Source organism: Micromonospora sp. NPDC005194, assembly GCF_040608335.1.
GTDB lineage: Bacteria > Actinomycetota > Actinomycetes > Mycobacteriales > Micromonosporaceae > Micromonospora.
The window spans coordinates 168,267-190,771 of sequence record NZ_JBEXIA010000007.1 but is presented as its reverse complement, the minus strand read 5'-3'; the positions used below and the strand labels follow the sequence as shown (position 1 = coordinate 190,771).

The 22,505-nt window shown below is 72.1% G+C and carries 19 protein-coding genes; 7 read left to right on the top strand and 12 right to left on the bottom strand.

The genetic code is table 11. The features are described 5' to 3' along the window. Positions 1 to 67: 67 nt before the first annotated feature. A complete protein-coding gene (locus ABZU53_RS08765; RefSeq protein WP_355064758.1) occupies positions 68 to 943 on the top strand; it encodes an alpha/beta hydrolase in 876 nt (291 codons plus the stop codon). A gap of 47 nt (positions 944 to 990) precedes the next feature. On the opposite strand, the gene ABZU53_RS08760 is transcribed toward ABZU53_RS08765, so the two are convergent. Beyond that, positions 991 to 1,545 carry a carboxymuconolactone decarboxylase family protein gene (locus ABZU53_RS08760; RefSeq protein WP_355064756.1) on the bottom strand — a complete coding sequence of 185 codons (555 nt, stop codon included), beginning with the start codon at positions 1,543 to 1,545 and terminating at the stop codon, positions 991 to 993. A 74-nt stretch (positions 1,546 to 1,619) separates the two neighbouring features. Between ABZU53_RS08760 and ABZU53_RS08755 the strand changes: the two genes are divergently transcribed. From ABZU53_RS08755 to ABZU53_RS08745, 3 genes are all read left to right on the top strand, one after another. After that, positions 1,620 to 2,096 (top strand): MarR family winged helix-turn-helix transcriptional regulator, encoded by a 477-nt coding sequence (locus ABZU53_RS08755; protein WP_139587112.1) that lies wholly within the window; start codon positions 1,620 to 1,622, stop codon positions 2,094 to 2,096. A 134-nt stretch (positions 2,097 to 2,230) separates the two neighbouring features. Then, positions 2,231 to 2,479, top strand: a complete 249-nt coding sequence (locus tag ABZU53_RS08750) for a hypothetical protein (RefSeq protein ID WP_355064754.1) — start codon at positions 2,231 to 2,233, stop codon at positions 2,477 to 2,479. Between the two features lie 104 nt (positions 2,480 to 2,583). After that, positions 2,584 to 3,945: a hypothetical protein gene (locus ABZU53_RS08745; protein ID WP_355064752.1), complete on the top strand. Its 1,362-nt coding sequence runs from the start codon at positions 2,584 to 2,586 to the stop codon at positions 3,943 to 3,945. Between the two features lie 70 nt (positions 3,946 to 4,015). Here ABZU53_RS08745 and ccsB read toward each other — a convergent pair whose 3' ends face one another. The 6 genes from ccsB to hemL are packed head-to-tail and all read right to left on the bottom strand — an operon-like array spanning position 4,016 to position 10,035. After that, positions 4,016 to 4,993: a c-type cytochrome biogenesis protein CcsB gene (gene ccsB, locus ABZU53_RS08740; protein WP_355064750.1), complete on the bottom strand. Its 978-nt coding sequence runs from the start codon at positions 4,991 to 4,993 to the stop codon at positions 4,016 to 4,018. Beyond that, entirely contained in the window at positions 4,993 to 6,648 is a 1,656-nt protein-coding gene (locus tag ABZU53_RS08735; RefSeq protein WP_355064749.1) for a cytochrome c biogenesis protein ResB, read from the bottom strand. Before ABZU53_RS08735 ends, ccsB begins: the two co-directional genes overlap by 1 nt. Then, a complete protein-coding gene (locus ABZU53_RS08730) occupies positions 6,648 to 7,475 on the bottom strand; it encodes a cytochrome c biogenesis protein CcdA (RefSeq protein ID WP_354853772.1) in 828 nt (275 codons plus the stop codon). Before ABZU53_RS08730 ends, ABZU53_RS08735 begins: the two co-directional genes overlap by 1 nt. Next, a complete protein-coding gene (locus ABZU53_RS08725) occupies positions 7,475 to 8,044 on the bottom strand; it encodes a TlpA disulfide reductase family protein (RefSeq protein WP_354853769.1) in 570 nt (189 codons plus the stop codon). Before ABZU53_RS08725 ends, ABZU53_RS08730 begins: the two co-directional genes overlap by 1 nt. Continuing rightward, entirely contained in the window at positions 8,044 to 8,691 is a 648-nt protein-coding gene (locus tag ABZU53_RS08720; protein WP_355064747.1) for a histidine phosphatase family protein, read from the bottom strand. The genes ABZU53_RS08725 and ABZU53_RS08720 overlap by 1 nt, the downstream gene beginning before the upstream one ends. A gap of 3 nt (positions 8,692 to 8,694) precedes the next feature. Continuing rightward, on the bottom strand, positions 8,695 to 10,035 hold the full coding sequence (gene hemL, locus ABZU53_RS08715) for a glutamate-1-semialdehyde 2,1-aminomutase (protein ID WP_355064745.1): 1,341 nt from the start codon (positions 10,033 to 10,035) through the stop codon (positions 8,695 to 8,697). A gap of 164 nt (positions 10,036 to 10,199) precedes the next feature. On the opposite strand from hemL, the gene ABZU53_RS08710 reads away from it, so the two are divergent. Beyond that, positions 10,200 to 10,535 carry an STAS domain-containing protein gene (locus tag ABZU53_RS08710; protein ID WP_272614785.1) on the top strand — a complete coding sequence of 112 codons (336 nt, stop codon included), beginning with the start codon at positions 10,200 to 10,202 and terminating at the stop codon, positions 10,533 to 10,535. Between the two features lie 147 nt (positions 10,536 to 10,682). On the opposite strand, the gene ABZU53_RS08705 is transcribed toward ABZU53_RS08710, so the two are convergent. Continuing rightward, positions 10,683 to 12,296, bottom strand: coding sequence for an ABC transporter permease (locus ABZU53_RS08705; protein WP_355064743.1), 1,614 nt, complete (start codon positions 12,294 to 12,296; stop codon positions 10,683 to 10,685). Further along, a complete protein-coding gene (locus tag ABZU53_RS08700) occupies positions 12,293 to 13,189 on the bottom strand; it encodes an ABC transporter ATP-binding protein (protein ID WP_355064741.1) in 897 nt (298 codons plus the stop codon). Before ABZU53_RS08700 ends, ABZU53_RS08705 begins: the two co-directional genes overlap by 4 nt. Before the next feature lie 92 nt (positions 13,190 to 13,281). Here ABZU53_RS08700 and ABZU53_RS08695 point away from each other — a divergent pair, with 92 nt between their 5' ends. Next, the gene (locus ABZU53_RS08695; protein ID WP_355064739.1) at positions 13,282 to 13,779 is read left to right on the top strand and encodes a MarR family transcriptional regulator; all 498 of its coding nucleotides are present in this window, start codon (positions 13,282 to 13,284) and stop codon (positions 13,777 to 13,779) included. A gap of 9 nt (positions 13,780 to 13,788) precedes the next feature. On the opposite strand, the gene ABZU53_RS08690 is transcribed toward ABZU53_RS08695, so the two are convergent. Together ABZU53_RS08690 and ABZU53_RS08685 are read right to left on the bottom strand one after the other, a co-directional pair. After that, positions 13,789 to 14,343, bottom strand: coding sequence for a response regulator (locus ABZU53_RS08690; protein ID WP_354853752.1), 555 nt, complete (start codon positions 14,341 to 14,343; stop codon positions 13,789 to 13,791). Beyond that, positions 14,340 to 18,707 carry a HAMP domain-containing protein gene (locus tag ABZU53_RS08685; RefSeq protein ID WP_354853749.1) on the bottom strand — a complete coding sequence of 1,456 codons (4,368 nt, stop codon included), beginning with the start codon at positions 18,705 to 18,707 and terminating at the stop codon, positions 14,340 to 14,342. The genes ABZU53_RS08690 and ABZU53_RS08685 overlap by 4 nt, the downstream gene beginning before the upstream one ends. A 306-nt stretch (positions 18,708 to 19,013) precedes the next feature. On the opposite strand from ABZU53_RS08685, the gene ABZU53_RS08680 reads away from it, so the two are divergent. Beyond that, on the top strand, positions 19,014 to 21,083 hold the full coding sequence (locus ABZU53_RS08680; RefSeq protein ID WP_355064737.1) for a SpoIIE family protein phosphatase: 2,070 nt from the start codon (positions 19,014 to 19,016) through the stop codon (positions 21,081 to 21,083). Positions 21,084 to 21,105: 22 nt separating this feature from the next. Here the strand turns inward: ABZU53_RS08680 and ABZU53_RS08675 are convergent, their stop codons facing one another. Beyond that, positions 21,106 to 22,464: an FAD-binding oxidoreductase gene (locus ABZU53_RS08675; RefSeq protein ID WP_355064735.1), complete on the bottom strand. Its 1,359-nt coding sequence runs from the start codon at positions 22,462 to 22,464 to the stop codon at positions 21,106 to 21,108. Between the last annotated feature and the right edge of the window lie 41 nt (positions 22,465 to 22,505).

The window sequence follows — 22,505 nt, the reverse complement described above, 5'->3', positions numbered from 1 at the left end:
CCTGAGTCAGCATCCAACGGCCATATCGGGGTATCGCGAGTCTCAAAGCGGGCGGACGGAGGCAGCGATGGGGGCGGAGCGGATGCCGGCGGGGTTCACTGAGCAACAGGCGCGGATCGGCGAGATCACCATGAACTACGTCCGGGGCGGCAGCGGCCCGCCACTGGTGCTGCTGCACGGCTATCCGCAGTGTTCGCACATGTGGCGGCACCTGCTGCCCGAGCTGGGACGCTCCTACGACGTGGTCGCGCCCGACCTGCGCGGGTTCGGGGACAGCGACGCCCCCGCTGGCGGGTACGACAAGAAGACGGTGGCCGCTGACCTGCACGCACTGCTCGACCAGCTCGGCCTGACCGCCGACCTGCGAGTGGTCGGGCACGACCTGGGAACGATGGTGGCGTACGCGTACGCCGCCGCCCATCCGGAGCGGGTGAGCCGGCTGGCGCTCACCGAGGCGCCGATTCCCGACGAGAGCATCTACACGTTCCCCGCGCTCACCGCGGCCGGGCCGGGGGTGTGGAACTTCGGCTTCTTCTCGATCGGCAACGGGCTCGCGGAGGAGCTGGTCCGCGGGCGGGAGTCGCTCTGGGTGGACCGGTTCACCGATGCCCTGATGGTGCGCAAGGGCAGCATGGCCGCGCCCGACATCGAGGAGTTCGCCCGCCACCTGCGCGACCCGGCGCACCTGACGGCCAGCTTCGCCTACTTCCGGGCGTTCGATCAGGACATCGTCGACAACGCGGCGTACCGGGCCACGAAGCTGACGATGCCGGTGCTGGCCGTCGGCGCGTCGGCCAGCCTCGGTGGACAGGTCGCCGAGCAGGTCCGCCGGTACGCCGACACGGTCCGCGGCGAGGTGATCGACGACTGCGGACACTGGCTGTACGAGGAACGCCCGGACGAGATGCTGGCCCTGCTGCGCGACTTCCTCGGTGCGGGCTGAGGGCCGCAGCCGCTGGTCAGCCCTGCGGGCGGCGGGCGATGCGGCGGTCAGGCGGCGGGCGCCCAGGCGTGGGCGGCCAGCGGCGGGTCGAGCGGCGCGCGGGTGAGCCGGTTGGCGAAGGCGGACATCGTGTACGCCCCGACGCCGAGCACCACCTCCAGCGCCTGCCGGGGCTGGTAGCCGGCCGCCAGGAAGGCTTCCAACTCCTCGTCGGGCACCGCGCCCCGGTGCCTGAGCACGGCCAGCGTGAACTGGCGCAGCGCCTCCAGTCCCGGCTCGGGCAGCTTCGTGCCGGCGCGCAGCGCGGTGATCAGCGCGGTGCTCGCGCCGATCTCGGTGAGCTTGCCGGTGTGCAGGGCCACGCAGACGTGGCATTCGTGCGAGGTGGAGACGGTCAGGATGACCACCTCCCGCTCCACCGGCGCGAGGCTGGTCTGTTCGAAGCCCGCGCTGGCGGTGAGGAAGCCGCTGAGCAGCTGTGGCGACTCGGCCATCAGCGCCACCGGGGTGGGCAGCCAGCCGAACCGGCCGCGTACGCCCTCGACGGTCCGGCGGGCGGCGGTGGGTGCGGTCTCGGCGGTGTGGACGGGAAAGACGGACATGGTTACCTGCTTCCACGGCGTACGCCGTAAGATGGTCAACGTGGTTGACCAAATAGTAAACGTGGTTGTCGAACATGGCAACCGCTGATCCCGCCCGGCCCGGCTTCCAACTCCCGCTGTTGCTGCTGGCCGGCTTCCGCACCCTGATCGACGACCTGCACGCCGAACTGGCCCGGCAGGGGCATCCCGAGCTGCGCCCGTTGCACGGCTTCGTGTTGCAGGCCGTCGGGGTGCACGGCACCACCGCCACCGAGCTGGGCCAACGACTGGGCATCTCCAAGCAGGCGGCCGGCAAGACTGTCGACCGGCTGGTCGCCGTCGGCTACCTGGAACGGGTCGACGATCCGTCCGACGCCCGCCGCCGGCTGGTCCGGGTGACGGAACACGGCGCCGACGGGCTACGCCGCTCGGCGGAGACCTTCGACCGGCTGCGCGAGCAGTGGGCCGAGGCCCTGGGCGAGGAACGCGTCGCCGCCCTGGAGGACGACCTGCGCACGATGGCCTCGGCTAACTGGTTCCGCCTCGACGTGCCGGGCTGGTTCGGCGGCTGACCCTGCTCCACACCGGATCGCCGACGTGGTGCCCTGCGGGGCGCAGGACGCCACCCCATCGGCGTGGGTCAAGCCCTGCGGACACATCTCACCGGTCCTGGCCGAACGGCCGGACCCCGGCGCAGGCTGGGGGCATGTCGGACGCGTACGTCGACGGCGACCCGGACGGGTTGTCGCCGCTGCTGGTCGAGCTGCGCGACACCATCGCCCGGGAGCTGCACGCGCAGGTGGCGCTGCGGGGCGAGCGGATCGGGCTGGCCGACCTGCCCGAGGTGTCCTATCAGGTCACCATCCAGGTCGAGCGGGCGTTGCGCCGCTGGCGACCCGGGCCGCCGCCACGCGGCGAGGCCCGTTCCGACGGTGTTCAGGCTCCGATCGACTGATCGAGAACTGTCACAGGCGATCTCTAGGATCAGGGGTGCCGGTCGGGTCGGGTCGCAGCAGCCCCGGCTTCTACCGACCGGCTCATCCCTCACCAAGGAGATCGATGAGATCTGTGCACGTTACGCGTGGCAGGCTCCTGCGCGGTCTGAGCGCGCTGGTCGTGGCCACCACGGCGGTCGGCGTGGTGGCCGGTCCCGCTGCGGCCGCTGACGACCCCGGTTGGGTCAGCGGCTGGCTGGGGGACCTGACGGTCGGCGGCCCCGGTGCTCCCGCCCGGACGGTGCCGCTCACCCTGACCAGCACCGGGGCCACCCAGCCCCGGGTGACCATCGACCTGGCCGGCCTGGCCGGCGTGGCCACCGCCAGCTTCCCCGACTGGTGCGTCACCGAGGCCACCTCGGTCACCTGCCCGATGCCACCGAACGCCGTCGACGACTTCGGCACGCTCACCGGAACCGTGCCGGTGGTGTTCCGGGCCGCTCCCGGTGCCGCCGACGGCGTGACCGGCACGCTCGACTACACGGCGTTCGGCGAGCAGACCGAGGCGTACACCCAGCAGGCGACGATCACCGTGCGGTCCGGGCCCGACCTGCTCGACATGGTCGACGAGTACGTCTCCGGCGTCGAGGTGGGCGACACGCGCCCCGTCCCGGTGGCCGTGGTCAACGCCGGTGACCAGCCGACCGTGGACCTGCGGCTCACCATGCGCTTCCCGGTGGGCCTGGTCCCGGCGAGCTACCGCAACTGCCGGTACGGCACCGACCAGGTGCTCGCCACCGTGGCCGTCTGCACCGTGCGGGGCACCTTCGCGCCCGGCCAGCGGCACGAGCTGCGCGGCGGGCTCGCCACCACGGTCGGCCCGGCCACCCTCGGCGACAAGCGGATCACGCAGATCGTGGAGCCGCTGGCCAGCGCCGGGCCGCTGCCCAGTGGTGTGAAACTCGCGCGCCGCGAGGCCGACCAGGCACTGCGGCTGCGCGCGGTCGGGCGGCCGCTCGGCGTGATCCCGGTCGAGGTGACCGGCGCTGGCGGGCAGACCTACCTGCGGAACCTCCAGGGCGCCTTCGACATCGTCGCCGAGGGCGCAACCGTCACCGGGGCCGTCGGTGACACCGTCCGGGTCACGGTGGGCCTCCGCAACGAGGGCCCCGGTGTCCCGGACGCCACCAACTCCGGTGACGGCGTCGGCGCCTTCCTCTTCGTGCCGCCGGCCGGCACCACAGTGCTCGCCAACCCGTCGGGCTGCTGGCTCAACGGCGACGATGAGACCGCCGGAGACGCCCCGACGACCTGGTACTGCAACGGGCCGGGGGCCGTGTTCCCGGCCGGGACGAGCCACACGGTCACCTTCGACCTGCGCATCGACAGCCTCACCGGAGCCGCCGGCGAGGTGCAGCCGTACGGCCGCTACCCCCGGGTTGACGACGACCCGAGCAACGACATCGCCCCGGTGACCGTGAGCTGACCAGGGCAGCGAAAGACGGCGGGCCGGTCACGGACGATTCCGTGGCCGGCCCGCGCGTCGTCGACCAGGGTCAGTTCAGCCCGCCGTACGAGTGCAGGCCGGTGAAGAAGATGTTCACGCCGAACAGGTTCATCAGCATGGTGAGGAAGCCGATCACCGCGATCCAGGTGGCCACGTTGCGCTTCACGCTGGGCGTGGCGCGAGCGTGCAGGTAGCCGGCGTAGACGACCCAGGAGATGAACGCCCAGGTCTCCTTCGGGTCCCAGCCCCACGGCCGGCCCCAGGCCGCCTCGGCCCAGATCGCGCCGGCGATGACCGCGAACGTGAAGATCGGGAACGCGAACGCGTGCAGCGCGAAGGTCAGCCGCTCCAGGCTGACCGCGCCGGGCAGCCGCTTCGCGAGGGTGTACGGGAAGCTCCGCTTGCCCTGCTCGTACCCGTTGCGCATCAGGAAGCCGACCGCCGGCACCGCGCCGAGCAGGAAGATGCCGGACGCGAAGACGATGGTCGAGACGTGGATGACGAACCAGTACGAGTTCAGGGCCGGCACCAGCGGCACGATCGGCACGTACAGGACCAGCTCGGCGGTGGCCACGAGCAGCACCATCACCAGGGTCAGGAACAGCCCGAGCTTGCGTAGCGCCGGCCGCTTCCAGAGCACCACGAGCCAGGCCGCGACCCCGATGAACGTCACCGTGAGCACGAACTCGTACATGTTGCCCCAGGGCATCCGGTCAGCGGCCAGACCCCGCGTGACAAGCGCCGCGAGGTGCAGCACGGCGGCCAACGCGGTGGCCCCCACCGCGACCAGGCCGGCGATCCGGGCCCGACGCGCCGCGCCGTCGGCCGTCGGCGGGACCGGCGCGGGCGGCTCCGGGATGACGCCACCGCCACCGCCGACCCCCGCCCCCACCAGCTCGCGGGCGGGCGACGCCACGGCGACCCGGGTACGCGCGTTGCCCAGCGCGTACTCGACGGCGTGACTGATCATCGCGATCAGGTACGTCAGGATCGCGAAGGTCACCAGATTGTCGGAGAGCGCGGACATCACTCGGTCCCTTCTCGCACACCGGCCCGGTCGCTGGAGTCAGCGTCGGTGCCGGCCCGCTCGGCAGCCCCGTCGGCACCGCTCACGGCGGTGACGAGCTGGGCGAACTCGTCGGCGAACCCTGGATAGTCGGTGCGCGGCAACCCACCGGCCTCCATCAAGCTACTACCGCCCGTCGGAGATCCATCCGCCGGGTCGGCCGGTGCCACCCGGAAGAACACCCGGCGGCGGCGACCGAACAGCGAGCCCATCAGCCCGACCAGCAGGGCGCCACAGCTCACCAGCAGCGGCGTCGAGCCGGGGTCGTGCCGGACGGAGAGCGTCACGTACCGCTCGGTGCCCAGGAACTCGACGGTCGTGCCGTCGTCAAGCGTCCACTTCTCGCCCTTGCGGAGCAGCTTGCTGCCGATCTCCTTGACCTTGCCGTTGCGCACCTGCCGCTGGTCGAGCTGGTAGACCGAGCCGGGGATGCCGGCGTCCAGGCCGAGGTTGCCCCGGTAGGCGACCAGGTTCAGCGCCGGGTTGCGCTCGGTCGGGTACTCGGAGCGGACGAACGGGGCCTGCTGCGGCGCGGTGGGCAGGTAGATGCCGGTGAACGCCATCTGCTCACCCGGTGTCCGCTTGCCGGTGGCCGGGTCGACGTTCGCGTCCGGGAAGGCAGCCAGCCCCTCGCTGGTCAGGCCCATGTCGCCGGTGGTCAGGAACGGCTCGTCACTGACCTGGCTGTTGCCGAACCGGTCGGTGTAGCGGATCACCGGGGCGTACCCGTGGCCGAGCAGGTAGACGCTCGCGTCGGCGAGTCGCAGCGGTGAGTTCACCGAGAAGTCCGCGCTGCGGGTCGGCTCGTCCGGGCCGTCGACGGTCACCCGGGCGTTGAAGAACTCCGGCTGGCCGGACGGCAGGAACCGGGCCTGGAAGTCGTCCAGCCGCAGGCAGAAGCGGGGCAGGTCCGCGCTGTCGACGCGGGGGCCGAGCTTGGCCTCGGCGTACTGCTGGCGGGTGTTGCAGAACGCGTTGTCCGCGCCCGCCACGAGCAGGCGGTTGCCGCTCCAGCCGTACCACGAGCCGAGCGCGACACCGATCAGCACCGCGATCAGCGACGTGTGGAACAGCAGGTTGCCGGTCTCCTTGAGGTAGCCCTTCTCGGCGGAGATCTCGTCGCCGCGAACCTCGACCCGCCAGCGTCGCTTGCGCAGCACCTCGGCGACGGCGGCCGCGCCACCGGCCGGGGCGGGCAGTACGGCGTGCTGCGGCAGCCGCGCCAGCTGCTTCGGCGCGGCCGGTGGCCGGGACCGCAGCGCCCGGACGTGGTCGCGCAGCCGGGGCGTGATGCAGCCGATCAGCGACGTGAACAGCAGCAGGTAGATCGCGGAGAACCAGACCGAACCGAAGACCTCGAACGCGCCGATCCGGTCCAGTCGGGGGGCCCAGTCCGGGTGGTCGGTGAAGTACTGGTTGACCTTCTCCGGGCTGATCCCCCGCTGCGGCAGCACCGAACCCGGGATCGCGGCGATGGCCAGCAGGAAGAGCAGGATCAGCGCCGTACGCATGCTGGTGAGCTGCCGCCACGAGTTGCGCAGCAGGGCCAGCAGCCGATTGGGCCGGCGCCGGGGCGCCGGAGCCACGGTCTCCGGTCGGTCGTCGACGACCGTCATCAGATGCTCACCTCGCCCACCCCGACGGTGGTCTGCAACCAGATCACGAAGCTCTGCCATCCGCCGGTGACCAGCGCCAGGCCGATCAGGATGAGCAGGGCGCCGCCGACCCGGGTGACCCAGCGGCTGTTGCGCCGGATGGCGCGGAAGACCCCGAGCAGGCGCTGGAAGCCCAGCCCGAAGACGACGAACGGTATCCCCAACCCGAGGCAGTACGCCACGGCGAGCACCACGGCGCGGTCGCTCTGACCGCTGCTGGCGGCCATGCCCATCACCGCGCCGAGGGTCGGACCGGTGCACGGCACCCAACTGAGCGCGAAGACCGCGCCGAACACGGGTGCGCCGAGCAGGCCGGCCGACGGCAGCCGGGAGATCCGGAACTCACGTTGCAGGGCGGGAATCATGCCGAGGTAGCCCAGGCCGAGCACGATGATCAGCGCGCCGATGCCGATCTGCAGTTCGCGCTTGTAGTCGAAGAAGACCCGACCGATGCCGGCGAACAGGATCGCGGTGGCGACGAAGACGACAGTGAAGCCGGCGATGAAGAGCAGGGTGCCGGCGAGCACCCGCCCCTTGACCGCCGCCGACGGTGCCGTCCGCTCCCGGACCGCGACACCCCCGCCGGTGGTCTCGGCGGGCGCGGGGGCCGTCGCCGGGCGGCGGCCCTCCAGGTCTGCGCCGGCCAGACCGGTGACGTACGACAGGTAGCCGGGGACCAGCGGGAGCACGCACGGGGAGAGGAAGCTGACCAGGCCGGCGAGCGCCGCCGCGCCGATGGCGAGCACCAGCGGCCCGCTCTGGGCCAACTCCTTGAAGGTCTCACCCATCAGTTCGGCGCCGGCTTCTCGGCCGCGACCCGCTCGACGATCGGTTGCAGGCCCTCCTGCTTGACGGCGGCGCGGATCACCACCGCGACCCTGCCCTCCCGGTCGAGCACCACGGTCGCCGGGACGGTGTTCGGCGGGATGTCCAGGTCGAGCGCCAGACGGCTGGACGGGTCGAACAGGCTCGGATAGGTGACCCGGCCCTCCTCGAACGCCTTGGCCTTGTCCCGCTGGTCTTGCACGTTGATGCCGAGAAAGCCCACCCCGGAGCCCTTGGTGGCCTGGTAGGTGGCTTCCAGGTCGTCGGCCTCGGCGCGGCACGGCGCGCACCAGGAGCCCCAGAAGTTGACCACCACGACCTGCCCGCGGGCCGCACTCACGTCGTAGGTGCCGCCGGTGAGCAGCTCACCGGCGAGCTTCGGAGGGGCCGAACGCTGGTCCGGTGCGCACTCGATGATGCCGTCGGAGGTGGTCGAGCAGGTCTTCTCCTGCCCCTTCGACGACGTGCAGCCGACCAGCGCCACCGTGGTGACGGCGGCGAGCAGACCGGCGGTCCACCTCCGGGCGGTCATCAGGCCCCCTTGGCCGTCCGGGCTGTCGCGGAGAGGGCGATGAGGTGCGCGGCCGGCTCGCTGTAGCCGATGCCCACCACCTTCGCGCCGTCGAAGTGGAACGAGGTGAGGCTCGCCAGCCCGCACTGCCGCTTGCGCGGGTCGTGCCAGAGCCGCTTGCGCTCGACGTAGCGGCGCAGCGTCCAGATCGGGAGCTGGTGGGACACCAGCACCGCCTCGCGGCCCTCGGCGGCAACGCGGGCGGCGTGCACGGCGGCGAACATCCGCTCGGCGATCACCCGGTACGCCTCACCCCAGGACGGCGTCACCGGGTCGCGTAGCACCCACCAGTTGCGCGGGTCGCGGAACGACCCGTCACCCGGGGAGACCTTCTTGCCCTCGAACCAGTTGGCGCTCTCGATCAGCCGCTCGTCCACCCCGACCGGCAGCCCGAACTGGGCGGCGATCGGCTCGGCGGTCTGCTGGGCGCGCTCCAGCGGACTGGCCACCACGTGCACGACCTCCCGATCGGCCAGCCCCTGCGCGGCGGCCTTGGCCATCTGCACGCCCAGCTCGGACAGGCGGAAACCGGGCAGCCGCCCGTACAGGATCTGGTCGGGATTGTGCACCTCACCGTGCCGGAGCACGTGGACCACCGTCTTGCTCACCGTTTACGACCCCCCGTGACCAGCCGCCGCCGCCGCGTTCGCCGCCGTCGGCAGCGCTGCGGCGATGTGCTCCAGAGCGGCGTCGTCGAGCGCCGCCGACACGAACCACGACTCGAACGCGCTCGGCGGCAGGTAGACGCCGGCGGCGAGCATCGCGTGGAAGAACGCCTTGAACGCCGGCACCTGCTGGGTGCGGGCACTGTCGTAGTCGACGACATCGGCATCGGTGAAGAAGATCGAGAACATGCTGCCCGCGTACGACAAACGGTGCGGGACCCCGGCGGCGGCCAGCGCGTCGGACGCGAGCTTGCCCACGACGGCGGCCGTGTCGTCGAGCTTGCGATACAGCGCGTCGTCGGCCAGCCGCAGCGTGGCCAGGCCGGCGGCGCAGGCCAGCGGGTTACCGGAGAGCGTGCCGGCCTGGTAGACCGGGCCGGCCGGCGCGAGACGCGCCATGATGTCCGCGCGCCCGCCGAAGGCCGCCGCGGGCAGCCCACCACCCATGACCTTGCCGTACGTCCACAGGTCGGCGTCGGAGGCATCGAGGCCGTGCCACCCGGCGCGGGAGACCCGGAACCCGGTCATCACCTCGTCGACCACGAGCAGCGCCCCGTGTGCGTGCGCGATCCGGGCAAGCTGGGAGTTGAAGCCGTCGCGGGGGGCCACCACGCCCATGTTGCCGGCGGCGGCCTCGGTGATCACCGCGGCGATGTGCGGGCCCTCGGCGGCGAACGCCTCCTCGACGGCCCGGATGTCGTTGTACGGCAGGACGATCGTCTCGCTGGCCGCCGCGCCGGTGACACCGGGCGAGTCGGGCAGGCCGAGGGTCGCCACGCCGGAGCCGGCGGAGGCGAGCAGCGCGTCGACATGGCCGTGGTAGCAACCGGCGAACTTGACGATCTTGGAACGGCCGGTGAAGCCGCGAGCCAGCCGGATCGCCGACATGGTGGCCTCGGTGCCGGAGTTGACCAGGCGTACCTGCTCCACCGGCGTCCGGTCGACGATCTCGGCGGCCAGCTCCACCTCACCCGGGGTGGGCGTGCCGAAGCTGGTGCCCCGAGCGGCGGCGGCCTGCACGGCCTCCACCACCTCCGGGTGGGCGTGCCCGAGGATCAGCGGACCCCAGGAGCAGACCAGGTCGACGTAGCGGCGACCGTCGGCGTCGTACAGCCACGGGCCCTCGCCACGGACCATGAAACGCGGGGTGCCGCCGACCGCCTGGAAGGCGCGCACGGGGGAGTTCACCCCGCCCGGCACGATGGCGCGGGCGCGGTCGAACAGGGCCTCGGAAGCCGGCGCGTCGGCCGGGTAACGGCCAGATCCGGCGGAAACGATGTCGGTCACGATGCCGCCATTGTGTCAGCGACGGACGGTCAACCAGCAGCCACCCCGGGCCGGGGTTACCAGGCTCACCCGCTGCCGGCACCCGTCACCAGCCCCGACACAGGCCGGCCAGCGGCTCTCGGCCTCAACAGGCCGGGTCGGCCGGATCGCGCTAGGCTGACCGGGTGGATCGTGCCGAACTGTCCATCACGCTACACCGGACGGGCGACGAAGCAGTGCTGCGCCTGGCCGGTGAGATCGACATGCTCACGGCCGCCCAGCTCAGCACCGTCGTCAACGAGGTGCTGGCCGACCCGCCTCCGCGGATCGTGCTCGACCTCGGCGGCGTCACCTTCTGCGACTCGCAGGGCCTGGGCACGCTCGTGGTGCTCAGCCGCAAGGCCAGTCACGCGCAGAGCCTGCTGATGCTCACCCACGTCGGCGAGTTCCTGATTCGCGTCCTGGACATCACCGGCCTGCGCAGCGCCCTGATGATCCGCAACGACCAACCCACAGGCTGACCCCCACCCCACCCCACCCCACCCCACCCCCGGCCTGGGTCCCGGCCGCCTCCGGGGTTGATCATGAAGTTATTGCCAAATTCTGTCCCATTTGTCGGCAATAACTTCATGATCAACGCGGTTCGACGGGGGGCCGGGGGCGGGGCGTTACTGGGTGGGGATGTCGCGGGTTTGGAAGGTGCGTAGGGCCAGGGCCAGGAGGGCTGCCGTGATCACCGTCAGGGCCGCCAGGGGGGTGGCCGTCCAGTTGTCGCCCAGGACCTGGGGGGTGTGCGTGAACGGGGAGACGTCCAGCGCCCACTGGCTCAGCTTCAGCACCGCGCCGATCTGACCGAGCAGCAGGCAGCCGGCGAGAACGGCCCAGGCCGCCGCGGAGAACCGGGGCAGCCAGCCCACCAGCAGCGCGGCGAGCCCGGCGAGCACCCACACCGCCGGCACCTGGGCCAGCCCCGCGCCGAGCAGCCGGGGCAGCTCACCACCGACGTCGCCCACGCTGAGGCCGTACGACAGCCCGGTCGCGAGCCCCGCCACGGCCAGCACCACCACCGGGCCGAGCAGCGCGAAGAGCAGGTGCGCCGCCAGCCAGCGGGACCGGCTCACCGCCGTGGCGAGCAGCGGTTCGGCCCGCCCGGCGGTCTCCTCGGCCCGCGCCCGCAGCGCCGCCTGGATGCCGTACCCGGCGGCGGCCAGCGCGGTCAGGCTCAACGAGCTCCCGAGGTACGCCTCGGCCAGGGCCGAGGTGCCGCCCAGACGGGCCAGGATCTCGGCGAACTGCTGGTTGCCCTGCACCGCGTCGCCGGCCGCGTCCGCCGCGCCGCCCAGCACCAGACCGAGCAGCCCGAAGCCGACCGTCCAGCCGAGCAACGGGCCCCGGTGCAGTCGCCAGGCCAGCCCGAACGGGCCGGCCAGCCGCGGACCGGCGGTGGCCGGGCCGAGCCGCGGCGGCAGCACCCCCGCGCCGAGGTCCCGGCGCACCGAGACGGGGTACGCGACGAGCGCGACCACCGCGGCGAACAGCACCGGAAGCAGCAGCACCCACCAGCGCTCACCGGCGAAGGCCCGCCCCCGGGGCGCCCAGCCCAGCGGCGAGACCCAGCTCAGCCATTCGGTCTTTCCACCGGCGCCGCCGGACCCTCCGGCGTCGCCCGCCAGCCGCAGCACGAAGGCCAACCCGAGCACACCCAGAGCGATGCCGCGCGCGCCGCCGGCGCTCTCGGTGAGCTGCGCGGCCAGACCGCCGACCGTGGCGAAGGCGACGCCGGTGAGCGCCAAGCCGGCACCGAAGAGCAGCGAACCCGCGCCGGGCAGACCCGCGGCGACCAGGCCGCCGGCGGTGAGCAGGCCGAGCAGCACATTCGCGGCGTACGTCACCAGCAGCGCCGCGGTCAGACCGGCGTACCGGCCGAGGACCGTCGCGCCGAGCAACTCCCGCCGGCCGGCCTCCTCCTCGGTGCGGGTGTGCCGCACCACCGTCAGCAAACTGGCCAACGCGGCGAACAACATCAGCAGGCCGGCCCGCTGGACGGTGAGCGCGCCGACGCTGTCGCCGAACACCGGGCCGAGCAACGCGACGATCGACGGGTTGCTCGCCGTGCTCGCCACGTACGCGGCCCGCTCGGCGGCGGTTTGGTACAGCTCGGCGTACGTGCCGGCGTAGCTGGCCGGCAGCACGGCCAGCAGGAGGATCCAGATCGGCAGCACGACCCGGTCCCGCCGCAGGATCAGCCGCACCAGGTGCCGGGTGCCGGTGAGGGCGGTCATGACCGCACCTGCTCGGGCTGGTAGTGCCGCAGGAACAGCTCCTCCAGCGTCGGCGGTTGGCTGGTCAGGCTGCGTACGCCGATCTCGGTGAGCCGACGCAGCGCGGCGTCCAGCGCCGCGTTCTCCACGTCGAAGCGCACCCGCTGCCCGTCCACCCGCAGGGCGTGCACCCCGCCGAGCTGACCCAGCCCGTCCACCGGGCCGGTCACTTCGGCCTCGATCGAGGTGCGTCGCAGGTGCCGAAGCTCGCTCAGGGTGCCGGTCTCCACGTCCCGCCCGTTGCGGATGATCGTCACCCGGTCACAGAGCGCCTCCACCTCGGCCAGGATGTGGCTGGAGAGCAGCACGGTGCGACCGTCGGCCTTGGCCCGGCGCACCCAGTGCTGGAAGACCTCCTCCATGAGCGGGTCCAGGCCGGAGGTCGGCTCGTCCAGGATGAGCAGTTCGACGTCCGACGCGAGGGCGGCCACCAGGCCGACCTTCTGCCGGTTGCCCTTGGAGTACGCCCGGCCCTTCTTGCGGGGGTCCAACTCGAAGGAGTCGAGCAGTTCGGCTCGGCGGGCCGGGTCGAGGCCGCCGCGCATCCGGCCGAGCAGGTCGATGACCTCGCCGCCGGAGAGGTTGGGCCAGAGCGTCACGTCGCCTGGCACGTACGCCAGCCGGCGGTGCAGGGCCACCGCGTCGCGCCACGGGTCACCGCCGAGCAGTCGGACGTCCCCCGCGTCCGTCCGCAGCAGGCCGAGCAGGGCCCGGATGGCGGTCGACTTGCCGGCGCCGTTCGGGCCGAGGAAGCCGTGCACCTCGCCGGCGCGGACGGTCAAATCGAGACCGTCCAGCGCCCGGGTCCGGCCGAAGGTCTTGACCAGGCCGGACACCTCAATCGGAGTTTCCATATCTCGGAAGCTACACTCGTTTCACAAAGTTGTGAAGACAGTGAGAGTCGGTGCACCATCGGTGCCCACGAACCGCGCAGGGAGGGACCGCCATGGCAGCCGACGACGGCCACGACCCGGTGCACCTCTTCGTCGAACGGATGGCCCTCACGTTCGCCGAGGTCGGCTTCCCGCGGATGGCCGCCCGGGTGTTGTTCACCGTGATGAGCGCCGACGACCCCCTGACGGCCGCCGAGATCGGCGAGTGGCTCGGGGTCAGCGCGGCGGCGGTCAGCGGCGCGGTCCGCTATCTCACCCAGTTCGGCATGCTGATCCGCGAACCCGTCCCCCGGTCCCGCCGCGATCGCTACCGGATGCCGGACAACCCCTGGTACGAGGGGACCATCACCAAGACCGCGATCTACAAGACGTTCATCGACGTGGCCAGCTCCGGGGTGGACGCCCTCAACGGCCCGCAGACGCCGGCCGGCGAACGGGTGGCCGAGATGCGCGACTTCTTCATCTTCGTGCAGGAGGAAATCGACTCGCTGGGCGAGCGCTGGCGGATCCGCCGGGCCCAGACCGGCCATCTGCGCCCCGGCGACGGCTGACCGGCCCGGTCAGGCCGAGCTGCCCCAGCGGGCCTGCTCCAGCAGCTCCACCGCACGGCCCCGCGACTCCTGGTCGTCGGAGCGGAGCAGCGTGGTCGCCTCGTCGACCGCGTCGGTGAGCCGCCGCCACTGCGTGTCGCGCTCCCGAACCAGGTCCGACTGGGCGGCCAACTGCCGGGTCTTCACCCACAGCTCGACGAAGACCGACACCTTGGCCCGCAGCACCCACGGGTCGAACGGCTTGGTCAGGTAGTCCACCGCACCCACCTGGTAGCCGCGGAGCGCGAGCTGGGCGTCCCGGTCGGCGGCGGTGAGGAAGATGATCGGCACGTGCCGGGTCCGCTCCCGGCGCTTGATGTGGCTGGCCGTCTCGAAGCCGTCCATGTCCGGCATCTGCGCGTCCAACAGGATCACCGCGAAGTCGTCCACCAGCAGCTGCTTGAGCGCCGCCTCGCCGCTCTCCACAGCCACCGACTGAACCGGCAGGCCCTGGAGGATCGCCTCCAGCGCCATCAGATTCTCGCGGCGGTCGTCCACGAGCAGCGCCTTGGCCATCTGGGTCACGAAGTCTCCTCGGTCCGGCCGCCGCTGATCCAGGACGACATCAACTCGATCAGGTCATCCAGGTCGACCGGCTTGGTGATGTAGTCGCTTCCCCCGGCCGCGAGCGCGGACTCGCGGTCACCCGGCATCGCCTTCGCGGTCAGGAAGACGACCGGAAGGTCGGCGAACCGGTGGTTACGGCGGATCTGGCGGGTCGTCTCGTATCCGTCCTGGTCCGGCATCATGGCGTCCATCAGCACGATGTCCACCTCCGGGTGCTCGGCCAGCAGGCGGACGCCGTCCGCCCCGTTGTCCGAGTACAGCACGGTCATGCCGTGCAGCTCCAACGCGCTGGTCAGAGCGAAGACGTTGCGGACGTCGTCGTCCACGATCAGCACGGTGGCGCCGTCCAACTGACGGGTGGCCGGCGCCTCCGGCCGCGCCGGCAGCAGCTCCAGCGGCGGCATCAACAGCGACGACGGCAGGCCGGCACGCTGCGGTGACGGCGGCTGGGGCGCGACCACCGCGTCCGGAGCGAGGACCTGCGGCACGAACAACGTGAACGTCGAACCCTGCCCGGGCGCCGACGACACCGTGATGGTGCCACCGATCAGCCGGGCCAGGTCACGGCTGATCGACAGCCCCAGGCCGGTGCCGCCGTAGCGGCGGCTGGTCGTGCCGTCCGCCTGCTGGAACGCCTCGAAGATGATCGACAGCTTGTCGTCGGAGATGCCGATGCCGGTGTCGATCACCGTGAAGGCGATCACCTGCTGGGCGTTGGTCAGCGCCGGCACGTCGAAGACCGCGTTCTCGGCCGCCGGGGCGATCCGCAACGTCACCGCGCCGTTGTCGGTGAACTTCACCGCGTTCGAGAGCAGGTTGCGCAGGATCTGCTGCAACCGCTGCGCGTCGGTGACCAACGCCGGCGGCAGATCCTTGCTGACCCGTACCTGGAAGTCGAGGTTCTTCTCCTCGGCCTGCGGCGCGAACGCCTGCTCGACGTAGCCGCGGATCTCCGCGAAGCGGATCTCGGTGGGCTCGACGTCCATCCGGCCGGCCTCGATCTTGGACAGGTCCAGGATGTCGTCGATCAGTGAGAGCAGGTCCGAGCCGGCACTGTGGATGGTCCGGGCGAACTCGATCTGCTTCGGGTTGAGGTTCTGCTCCGAGTTCTCGGCCAGCAGCCGGGCCAGCAACAGCAGCGAGTTCAGCGGCGTACGCAGCTCGTGGCTCATGTTGGCCAGGAACTCCGACTTGTACGCCGAGGCCCGCGTGAGCTGCTGCGCCTTCTCCTCCAGGCCGAGCCGGGCCAGCTCGATCTCCCGGTTCTTGGTCTCGATGTTGCCCTTCTGTTCGGAGAGCAGGGTGGCCTTCTCCTCCAGCTCGGCGTTGGTGCGCTGCAACTCCGCCGACTGCTCCTGCAACTCGTGCGCGAGCCGCTGCGACTGGGCCAGCAGCTCCTCCGTACGCCGGTTGGCCTGGATGGTGTTGACCGCGATGCCGATGGTGAGCACCAGCCGCTCCAGGAACGACAGGTGCAGCTCGGAGAAGGCGGCCACGCTGGCGAACTCGATCACCCCGAGCAGCTCCCCCTCGAACAGCACGGGGAGCACCACCAGGTCGGACGGGGGCGTCTCCGCCAGGCCGGAGCGCAGCGTGAGGCGGCTGTTCGGGGAGGCGCTGACCCGGATCGTCCGGCGCGAAAGGGCGGTCTGGCCGACCAACCCCTCACCCGGCCCGAAGGTGACGTCGTGCCCGCGTGCCACATACCCGTACGACGAGGTCAAGCGCAGCCGCATGCTGCCGTCGGTGTCGTCGGCCAGGAAGAAGGCGCCGAGCTGGGCGTCGACCAGCGGGGTCACCTCGGTCATGATCATGCGGCAGACCTCGACCAGGTCCCGCTGGCCCTGCAACAGGCCGCCGATGCGGGCCAGGTTCGAGTCCAACCAGCCCTGCTCGGCGTTCTTCTTGGTCGTCTCCCGGAGGGTGACGATCATCTGGTTGATGTTGTCCTTCAGCTCGGCGACCTCGCCCTGCGCCTTGACCGCGATCCGCTGGGTCAGGTCGCCCCGGGTCACCGACGTGGACACCTGGGCGATGGCCCGCAGCTGGGTGGTCAGCGTCGAGGCGAGCTGGTTGACGTTCTCGGTGAGGTCGCGCCAGGTGCCGGAGACGCCCTTGACCTGCGCCTGACCGCCCAGCTTGCCCTCGATACCGACCTCGCGGGCCACCCGGGTCACCTCGTCGGCGAACGACGAGAGCTGATCCACCATCGTGTTGACCGTCGACTTCAGCTCCAGGATCTCGCCCTGCGCGTCCACGGTGATCTTCTGGCTCAGGTCGCCCTTCGCCACGGCGGTGGTCACCGAGGCGATGTTGCGGACCTGGCTGGTCAGGTTCGACGCCATCGAGTTCACGTTGTCGGTCAGATCCCGCCACGTGCCGCTGACGCCCTTCACCTGCGCCTGGCCGCCGAGCTTGCCCTCGGTGCCCACCTCACGGGCCACCCGGGTCACCTCGTCGGCGAACGACGAGAGCTGATCCACCATCGTGTTGACAGTCGACTTCAGCTCCAGGATCTCGCCCCGCGCGTCCACCGTGATCTTCTGCGACAGGTCACCCTTGGCCACCGCCGTGGAGACCTGCGCGATGTTGCGCACCTGGGCGGTCAGGTTCGAGGCCATCGAGTTGACGTTGTCGGTCAGGTCCCGCCAGGTGCCGGCGACCCCGCGCACCTGGGCCTGGCCGCCCAGCTTGCCCTCGGTGCCCACCTCACGGGCCACCCGGGTCACCTCGTCGGCGAACGACGACAACTGGTCCACCATCGTGTTGACAGTCGACTTCAGCTCCAGGATCTCGCCCCGCGCGTCCACCGTGATCTTCTGCGACAGGTCACCCTTGGCCACCGCCGTGGTCACCGAGGCGATGTTCCGCACCTGGCTGGTCAGGTTCGACGCCATCGAGTTCACGTTGTCGGTCAGGTCCCGCCACGTACCGCTGACGCCCTTGACCTGGGCCTGACCGCCCAGGTTGCCCTCGGTGCCCACCTCACGGGCCACCCGGGTCACCTCGTCGGCGAACGACGACAACTGGTCGACCATCGTGTTGACGGTGTTCTTCAGCTCCAGGATCTCGCCCTGGGCGTCGACGGTGATCTTCTGCGACAGGTCACCCTTCGCCACGGCGGTGGAGACCTGGGAGATGTTGCGGACCTGGCTGGTCAGGTTGCCGGCGAGCTGGTTGACGTTCTCGGTGAGGTCCCGCCAGGTGCCGGAGACGCCACGCACCTGCGCCTGACCGCCGAGCTTGCCCTCAATGCCCACCTCACGGGCCACCCGCGTCACCTCGTCGGCGAACGACGACAACTGGTCCACCATCGTGTTGACGGTGTCCTTCAGCTCCAGGATCTCGCCCTGCGCCGCCACGGTGATCTTCTGCGAGAGGTCACCGCGCGCGACAGCCGTGGAGACCTGCGCGATGTTGCGGACCTGGGCGGTCAGGTTCGACGCCATCGAGTTGACGCTGTCGGTCAGGTCCTTCCAGGTGCCGGCCACGTTCGGCACCTCGGCCTGGCCGCCGAGCTTGCCCTCGGTGCCCACCTCGCGGGCCACCCGGGTCACCTGCTCGGCGAAGAGCCGCAGCGTGTCGGTGAGGTAGTTCATCGTCGCGGCCAACTCGGCGACCTCACCGCGCGCGCCGACCGTGATCTTCTGCGACAGGTCGCCCTTGGCCACCGCCGTCGCCACCTGCGAGATCGACCGCACCTGGCCGGTCAGGTTCGACGCCATGGTGTTCACCGAGTCGGTGAGGTCCTTCCAGGTGCCGGCGACGCCCCGGACGTCGGCCTGGCCGCCCAGCTTGCCCTCGGTGCCCACCTCACGGGCCACCCGGGTCACCTCGTTGGAGAACGACGAGAGCTGGTCGACCATCGTGTTCACGGTGCGCCCGATGCGCAGGTACTCACCGCGCAGCGGCCGACCGTCGATCTCCAACGCCATGTGCTGGGACAGGTCGCCGTCCGCGACCGCCACGATGACCCGGGCGATCTCGGTGGTGGGCCGGCCCAGGTCGTCGATCAGCGAGTTGATCGCCCGCTGCCCCTCCGCCCAGGAGCCGTCCAGCCCCTCGTCGTCGAGTCGCTCGGTGAGCCGACCGTCCCGGCCGACGATCCGGCTGATCCGCCGCAGGTCCAGGTACTGCCGCTCCTGGAGCGAGACCACCTCGTTGAAGGCGTCCGCCACCTCGCCGGCCTTGCCGGCACGGCGGGGCAGCCGGACCTTCAGGTCGCCGCGACCGATCCGTCGCAGCGCCTCGGTCAATTCACCGAGGAGCGCCTCGTGGTCGGGCGCGGACGGATCCGCGACCGACTGCTTCGCCGTGGTCATCATTCCTCGCTCAACTCGGGGGGCCCGTGCCCGTACGGACACACCGGCACCCCATATTGTGCCCGCGCGCGCCGTAGTGCCAGGGTGCGCGACCCGCCGGGCGACCCTGGTGGCCTCCGCGATCCCCCCGGCGACGCCCAACCCGGCACAGACCTCGCCGAGTGGCGCTGCTCACCGTGACATCTCGTGGCCGGGCTCCCGCCGTGCCCGCCGCCACGCGACCCACCGCACTCCGCCGACCGGCGTCCGTTCCGCCGATCGCGCATCGGCTTGGCACCCGGTGGGGGAACGGTGGAGGATACGGGGGTGTCAGCCGAGGCGGGGGCCGCGACGGCCGGGGCCGGGAGCGGGGCCGTCCGGCGTGTCCGCCTGCCCGCCGACCGCCGTACGCCCGCCGCCGCCCGCGCGGTCGTCCGCTCCGTCCTCGCCGAGGCGCACCTGGACGACCTGGTCAACGAGGCGCTGCTGCTCACCACCGAGCTGACCACCAACGCCGTCGAGCACGCCGGCACCGAACTGGACATCGAGGTCGTCGCGGACGACGTCGGGCTCTCCGTGACCGTTTCCGACTTCGCGCCCAGCTCGGGCAACGACGAGCTGACCGTCGGCACCCGCAACGACGCGACCGAGATCAACGAGGTCTCCGTACGCGGTCGCGGGCTGCTGCTCGTCGATCACTTCGCGAGCCGCTGGGGCACCACGTACCTTCCGACCGGCAAGGGCGTCTGGTTCCGGTTGGACCGGCCCGGGGCCGAGCCGGCGGCCGGGGCCAGCGCCGGCGGCACGTCGACGGCGGGCAACACCGGGGCCGTCGACAGCTCGGCTCCGAGCGCCGGCGCGATGAGCGAACTCATGCAGACCGCCCCCGACGTGTACGCGGACGACCCACTGCCCGACTTCGCCGCCAGCCTGCTCAGCCGGGTCGCCGAGATGGTCGGCGCGGCCGGCGGCGCCATCCGACTGGACCGGGGCGACGGTCAGGGCCGACAGTTGTTGGCCCGTTTCGGCCGGCAGCCCCGCCCCGACAGCGAGCTGCTCCGGGTGCCTTTGACGGTGCACCGCCCGTACGCCGGGGAGCTGGAGCTGGACGCCGCGCCGTCGGCGTACGCCCGGCCGCTGGCGGTGCTCACCGCCGAGCGCCTGTCGCTGCACCTGGAGAACGACCGGCTGCGCCGGGCGGACGTACGCCGGCAGGCGTGGCTGACGTTCCTGGCCGAGGCGAGCGAGCTGCTGGCCCAGTCGCTGGACGTCGAGCTGACCATGGCGCTGATCCCGCAGTTGGTGGTGCCCCGCCTCGGCCAGTGGTGCGCGGTGCACACCACCGACGAGTGGGGCCGGCTGCGGCTGGCGGCGGCCAGCCACGCCGACGAGTCGATGCTGCCGCAACTGCACAAGGTGCTGGCCGAGGCCGGCCCGGACTCGATCCAGGCCCGGCTGCGCGAGGCGTCCCGCAGCGCGGCGCAGATCCCGCTCGGCGGGCCGATGGAGGGTTTCGCGGTCCCGCTGATCGCCCGCGGCCAGCGGCTCGGCACCCTGGCGGTGGGCCGGCACCAACGGCACCGGCACGACCCGGACGAGGTGGCCGTTCTGGAGGACGTGGCCCGACGGGCCGCGCTGGCGATCGAGAACGCCCGCATCCACGCCGAGCGCCGACGGGTCGCGCAGACGCTCCAGCACTCCCTGCTGCCGCCCGTCCTGCCCGTGGTGGACGGCATCGGCTTCGCCGCCGAGTACGTGCCGACCGGCGACGACGCCGAGGTGGGTGGCGACTTCTACGACGTGGTGCCGCTGCCCGACGGGCGCTGGCTGGTGGTGATCGGGGACGTCTCGGGCAAGGGCGTCCAGGCAGCGGCGGTCACCGGGCTGGTCCGCGACGTGATCCGGGTGCTGGTCGGCGACGGCAAGCCGCTACCGGAGGCGCTGGCCCGGCTCAACGAGACGCTTGTCGAACGGGGTGGCGGCCGGTACTGCACGCTGGCCCTGGCGGCGGTCGGGCCGGGTGACGGTGACCGCCTGGACGTCTCCCTGCACCTGGCGGGGCACGACCGGCCGGTGCTGCTGGCCGGTGGGGGCGGCGCCCGGTTCGTCGGCACCGGTGGCACGGCGCTGGGCCTGCTCGACACGATCACCTCGCCCACGGCGGAGATCACGCTCGCCCCGGGTGACTCGCTGATCTTCTACACCGATGGGGTCACCGAGCGGCGGCGCGGCCGGGAGCTGTTCGGCACCGACCGGCTGCGGGACGCGGCAGCGCCGTTGGCCGGCTACTCGGCGGACGTGGTCGCCGCCCGCCTACGCGCCGCCGCGATCAACTTCTCGGTCGAGCCGCCCCGGGACGACATCGCCGTGCTGGTGCTCCGCAACGACGCAGGCTGACGCCGACACGCCCGATCCCGGCTCAGAGGCCGCCGGGGAGGCGGCCGGGGGCGAGGCGGTGCTCCGGGTCGAGGTGCTCCTTGGCGGCCCGCAGCCGGGCCAGGCCGGCCAGCTCACCCCAGAGGTCCACGGCCTGGCGCACCGCCGCGGGGGCGGAGACGACCACGCAGCGACCCTGTCGGGCCAGCAGCACGCCACGGACCGCGGCCAGGATGGATGCCACTCGGTCGGGTGCCACCGCGCCGGGTAGGGCTGCGTGCACCACGCCCAGCCCGGCCGAGCCCCGCACCGGCACGGGAGCGCCGGCCGCGTCCCGCAACGCGTAGACGGCGGCGTGGAGATCGCTGATCGGCACCTCCAGGCGTAGCGCGGTGTCGCCGGGCGCGAACGGGTAACGCCGCCACCACGGCGGGGCGGAGTGGGCGACCGTCGCCTCACCGTGCAGCAGCCCGACCAGCCGCTCAGCGCGCTCGGTGACCTCGGCCGGGCCACCCTCCAGCAGCACGACCAGGCTGCCCGCCCGGGACGGGGCGCTGGACCGGCCGGACATCGACGGGTGGCGCTCGCGGGCGGTGGCGGCGGGGTGGCCGGGCGGGTAGGCGGTGCGCGGCCTGGGCGGCCCGCCCGGCAGGTCCAGCTCGATGGCCGCCGGCTCCAGTCGGGCGGCGAGAATCGCGCGGACCAGGTCGTGGACCTCCAGCGGCGTCCACACCGGACGGGACACCCAGAGCCGACTGGCCGGCACCGGCTGCACCCGCAGGCTCGCCGAGACCAGCACGCCGAGGGCGCCCTGCGAGCCGCAGAGCAGCCGGGCCAGGTCGAGCCCGGGTACGCCACCGCCGGCGCTGACCAGCTCACCGTCTGCGCCCAGGTAGCGGACGCCGAGGAGCTGGTCGCACGGGCTGCCGTGGCGGTGCCGGAGCGGCCCGGCCTCCCCGGCGGCGAGCACCCCGCCCAGCGTCGCGCCGGGCGACGGGGCATCCATCGCGAGCCGCTGCCCGGTGCGCTCCAGAGTGGCCTGCACCGCCCGCAGCGGGGTGCCCGCACCCACCTCGGCCACCGGCGCGCCGACCGGCTCGTGGCCGATCCCCGCCAGCCGGCCGGTGTCGAGCATGATGTCGACCTGCGTGGGGGTGGCACCCCAGTCGATCTTCGTGCCGGCGCCCCGGGGCACCACCGCCAGATCGTGCACGGCGGCCAGCCGCAGCACCTCGGCCGCGGCGTGCGGGCCACCGGGCACCGCCACCCAGCGGGCCGGACGCCCGGCGACCTCGTCGGCCGGGCCGGCGAGTCGGGCGAACGGCGGACCGCAGATCGCCGTCAGTCGCCGGGTGATCTCGAGGGCTCCGGACCGGCCGAGGGAACTCGCTGCTGCCGCCATGCCGGCTATCGTACATGTGTTCGAAAGCCGTGGTGATGGCC

Bases quoted from the DNA above. Each gene is read 5' to 3' on its own strand.
- ABZU53_RS08765 (WP_355064758.1), top strand. From the start codon at position 68: ATGGGGGCGGAGCGGATGCCGGCGGGGTTCACTGAGCAACAGGCGCGG.
- ABZU53_RS08760 (WP_355064756.1), bottom strand. From the start codon at position 1,545: ATGTCCGTCTTTCCCGTCCACACCGCCGAGACCGCACCCACCGCCGCC.
- ABZU53_RS08755 (WP_139587112.1), top strand. From the start codon at position 1,620: ATGGCAACCGCTGATCCCGCCCGGCCCGGCTTCCAACTCCCGCTGTTG.
- ABZU53_RS08750 (WP_355064754.1), top strand. From the start codon at position 2,231: ATGTCGGACGCGTACGTCGACGGCGACCCGGACGGGTTGTCGCCGCTG.
- ABZU53_RS08745 (WP_355064752.1), top strand. From the start codon at position 2,584: ATGAGATCTGTGCACGTTACGCGTGGCAGGCTCCTGCGCGGTCTGAGC.
- ccsB (WP_355064750.1), bottom strand. From the start codon at position 4,993: ATGTCCGCGCTCTCCGACAATCTGGTGACCTTCGCGATCCTGACGTAC.
- ABZU53_RS08735 (WP_355064749.1), bottom strand. From the start codon at position 6,648: ATGACGGTCGTCGACGACCGACCGGAGACCGTGGCTCCGGCGCCCCGG.
- ABZU53_RS08730 (WP_354853772.1), bottom strand. From the start codon at position 7,475: ATGGGTGAGACCTTCAAGGAGTTGGCCCAGAGCGGGCCGCTGGTGCTC.
- ABZU53_RS08725 (WP_354853769.1), bottom strand. From the start codon at position 8,044: ATGACCGCCCGGAGGTGGACCGCCGGTCTGCTCGCCGCCGTCACCACG.
- ABZU53_RS08705 (WP_355064743.1), bottom strand. From the start codon at position 12,296: ATGACCGCCCTCACCGGCACCCGGCACCTGGTGCGGCTGATCCTGCGG.
- ABZU53_RS08700 (WP_355064741.1), bottom strand. From the start codon at position 13,189: ATGGAAACTCCGATTGAGGTGTCCGGCCTGGTCAAGACCTTCGGCCGG.
- ABZU53_RS08695 (WP_355064739.1), top strand. From the start codon at position 13,282: ATGGCAGCCGACGACGGCCACGACCCGGTGCACCTCTTCGTCGAACGG.
- ABZU53_RS08685 (WP_354853749.1), bottom strand. From the start codon at position 18,707: ATGACCACGGCGAAGCAGTCGGTCGCGGATCCGTCCGCGCCCGACCAC.
- ABZU53_RS08675 (WP_355064735.1), bottom strand. From the start codon at position 22,464: ATGGCGGCAGCAGCGAGTTCCCTCGGCCGGTCCGGAGCCCTCGAGATC.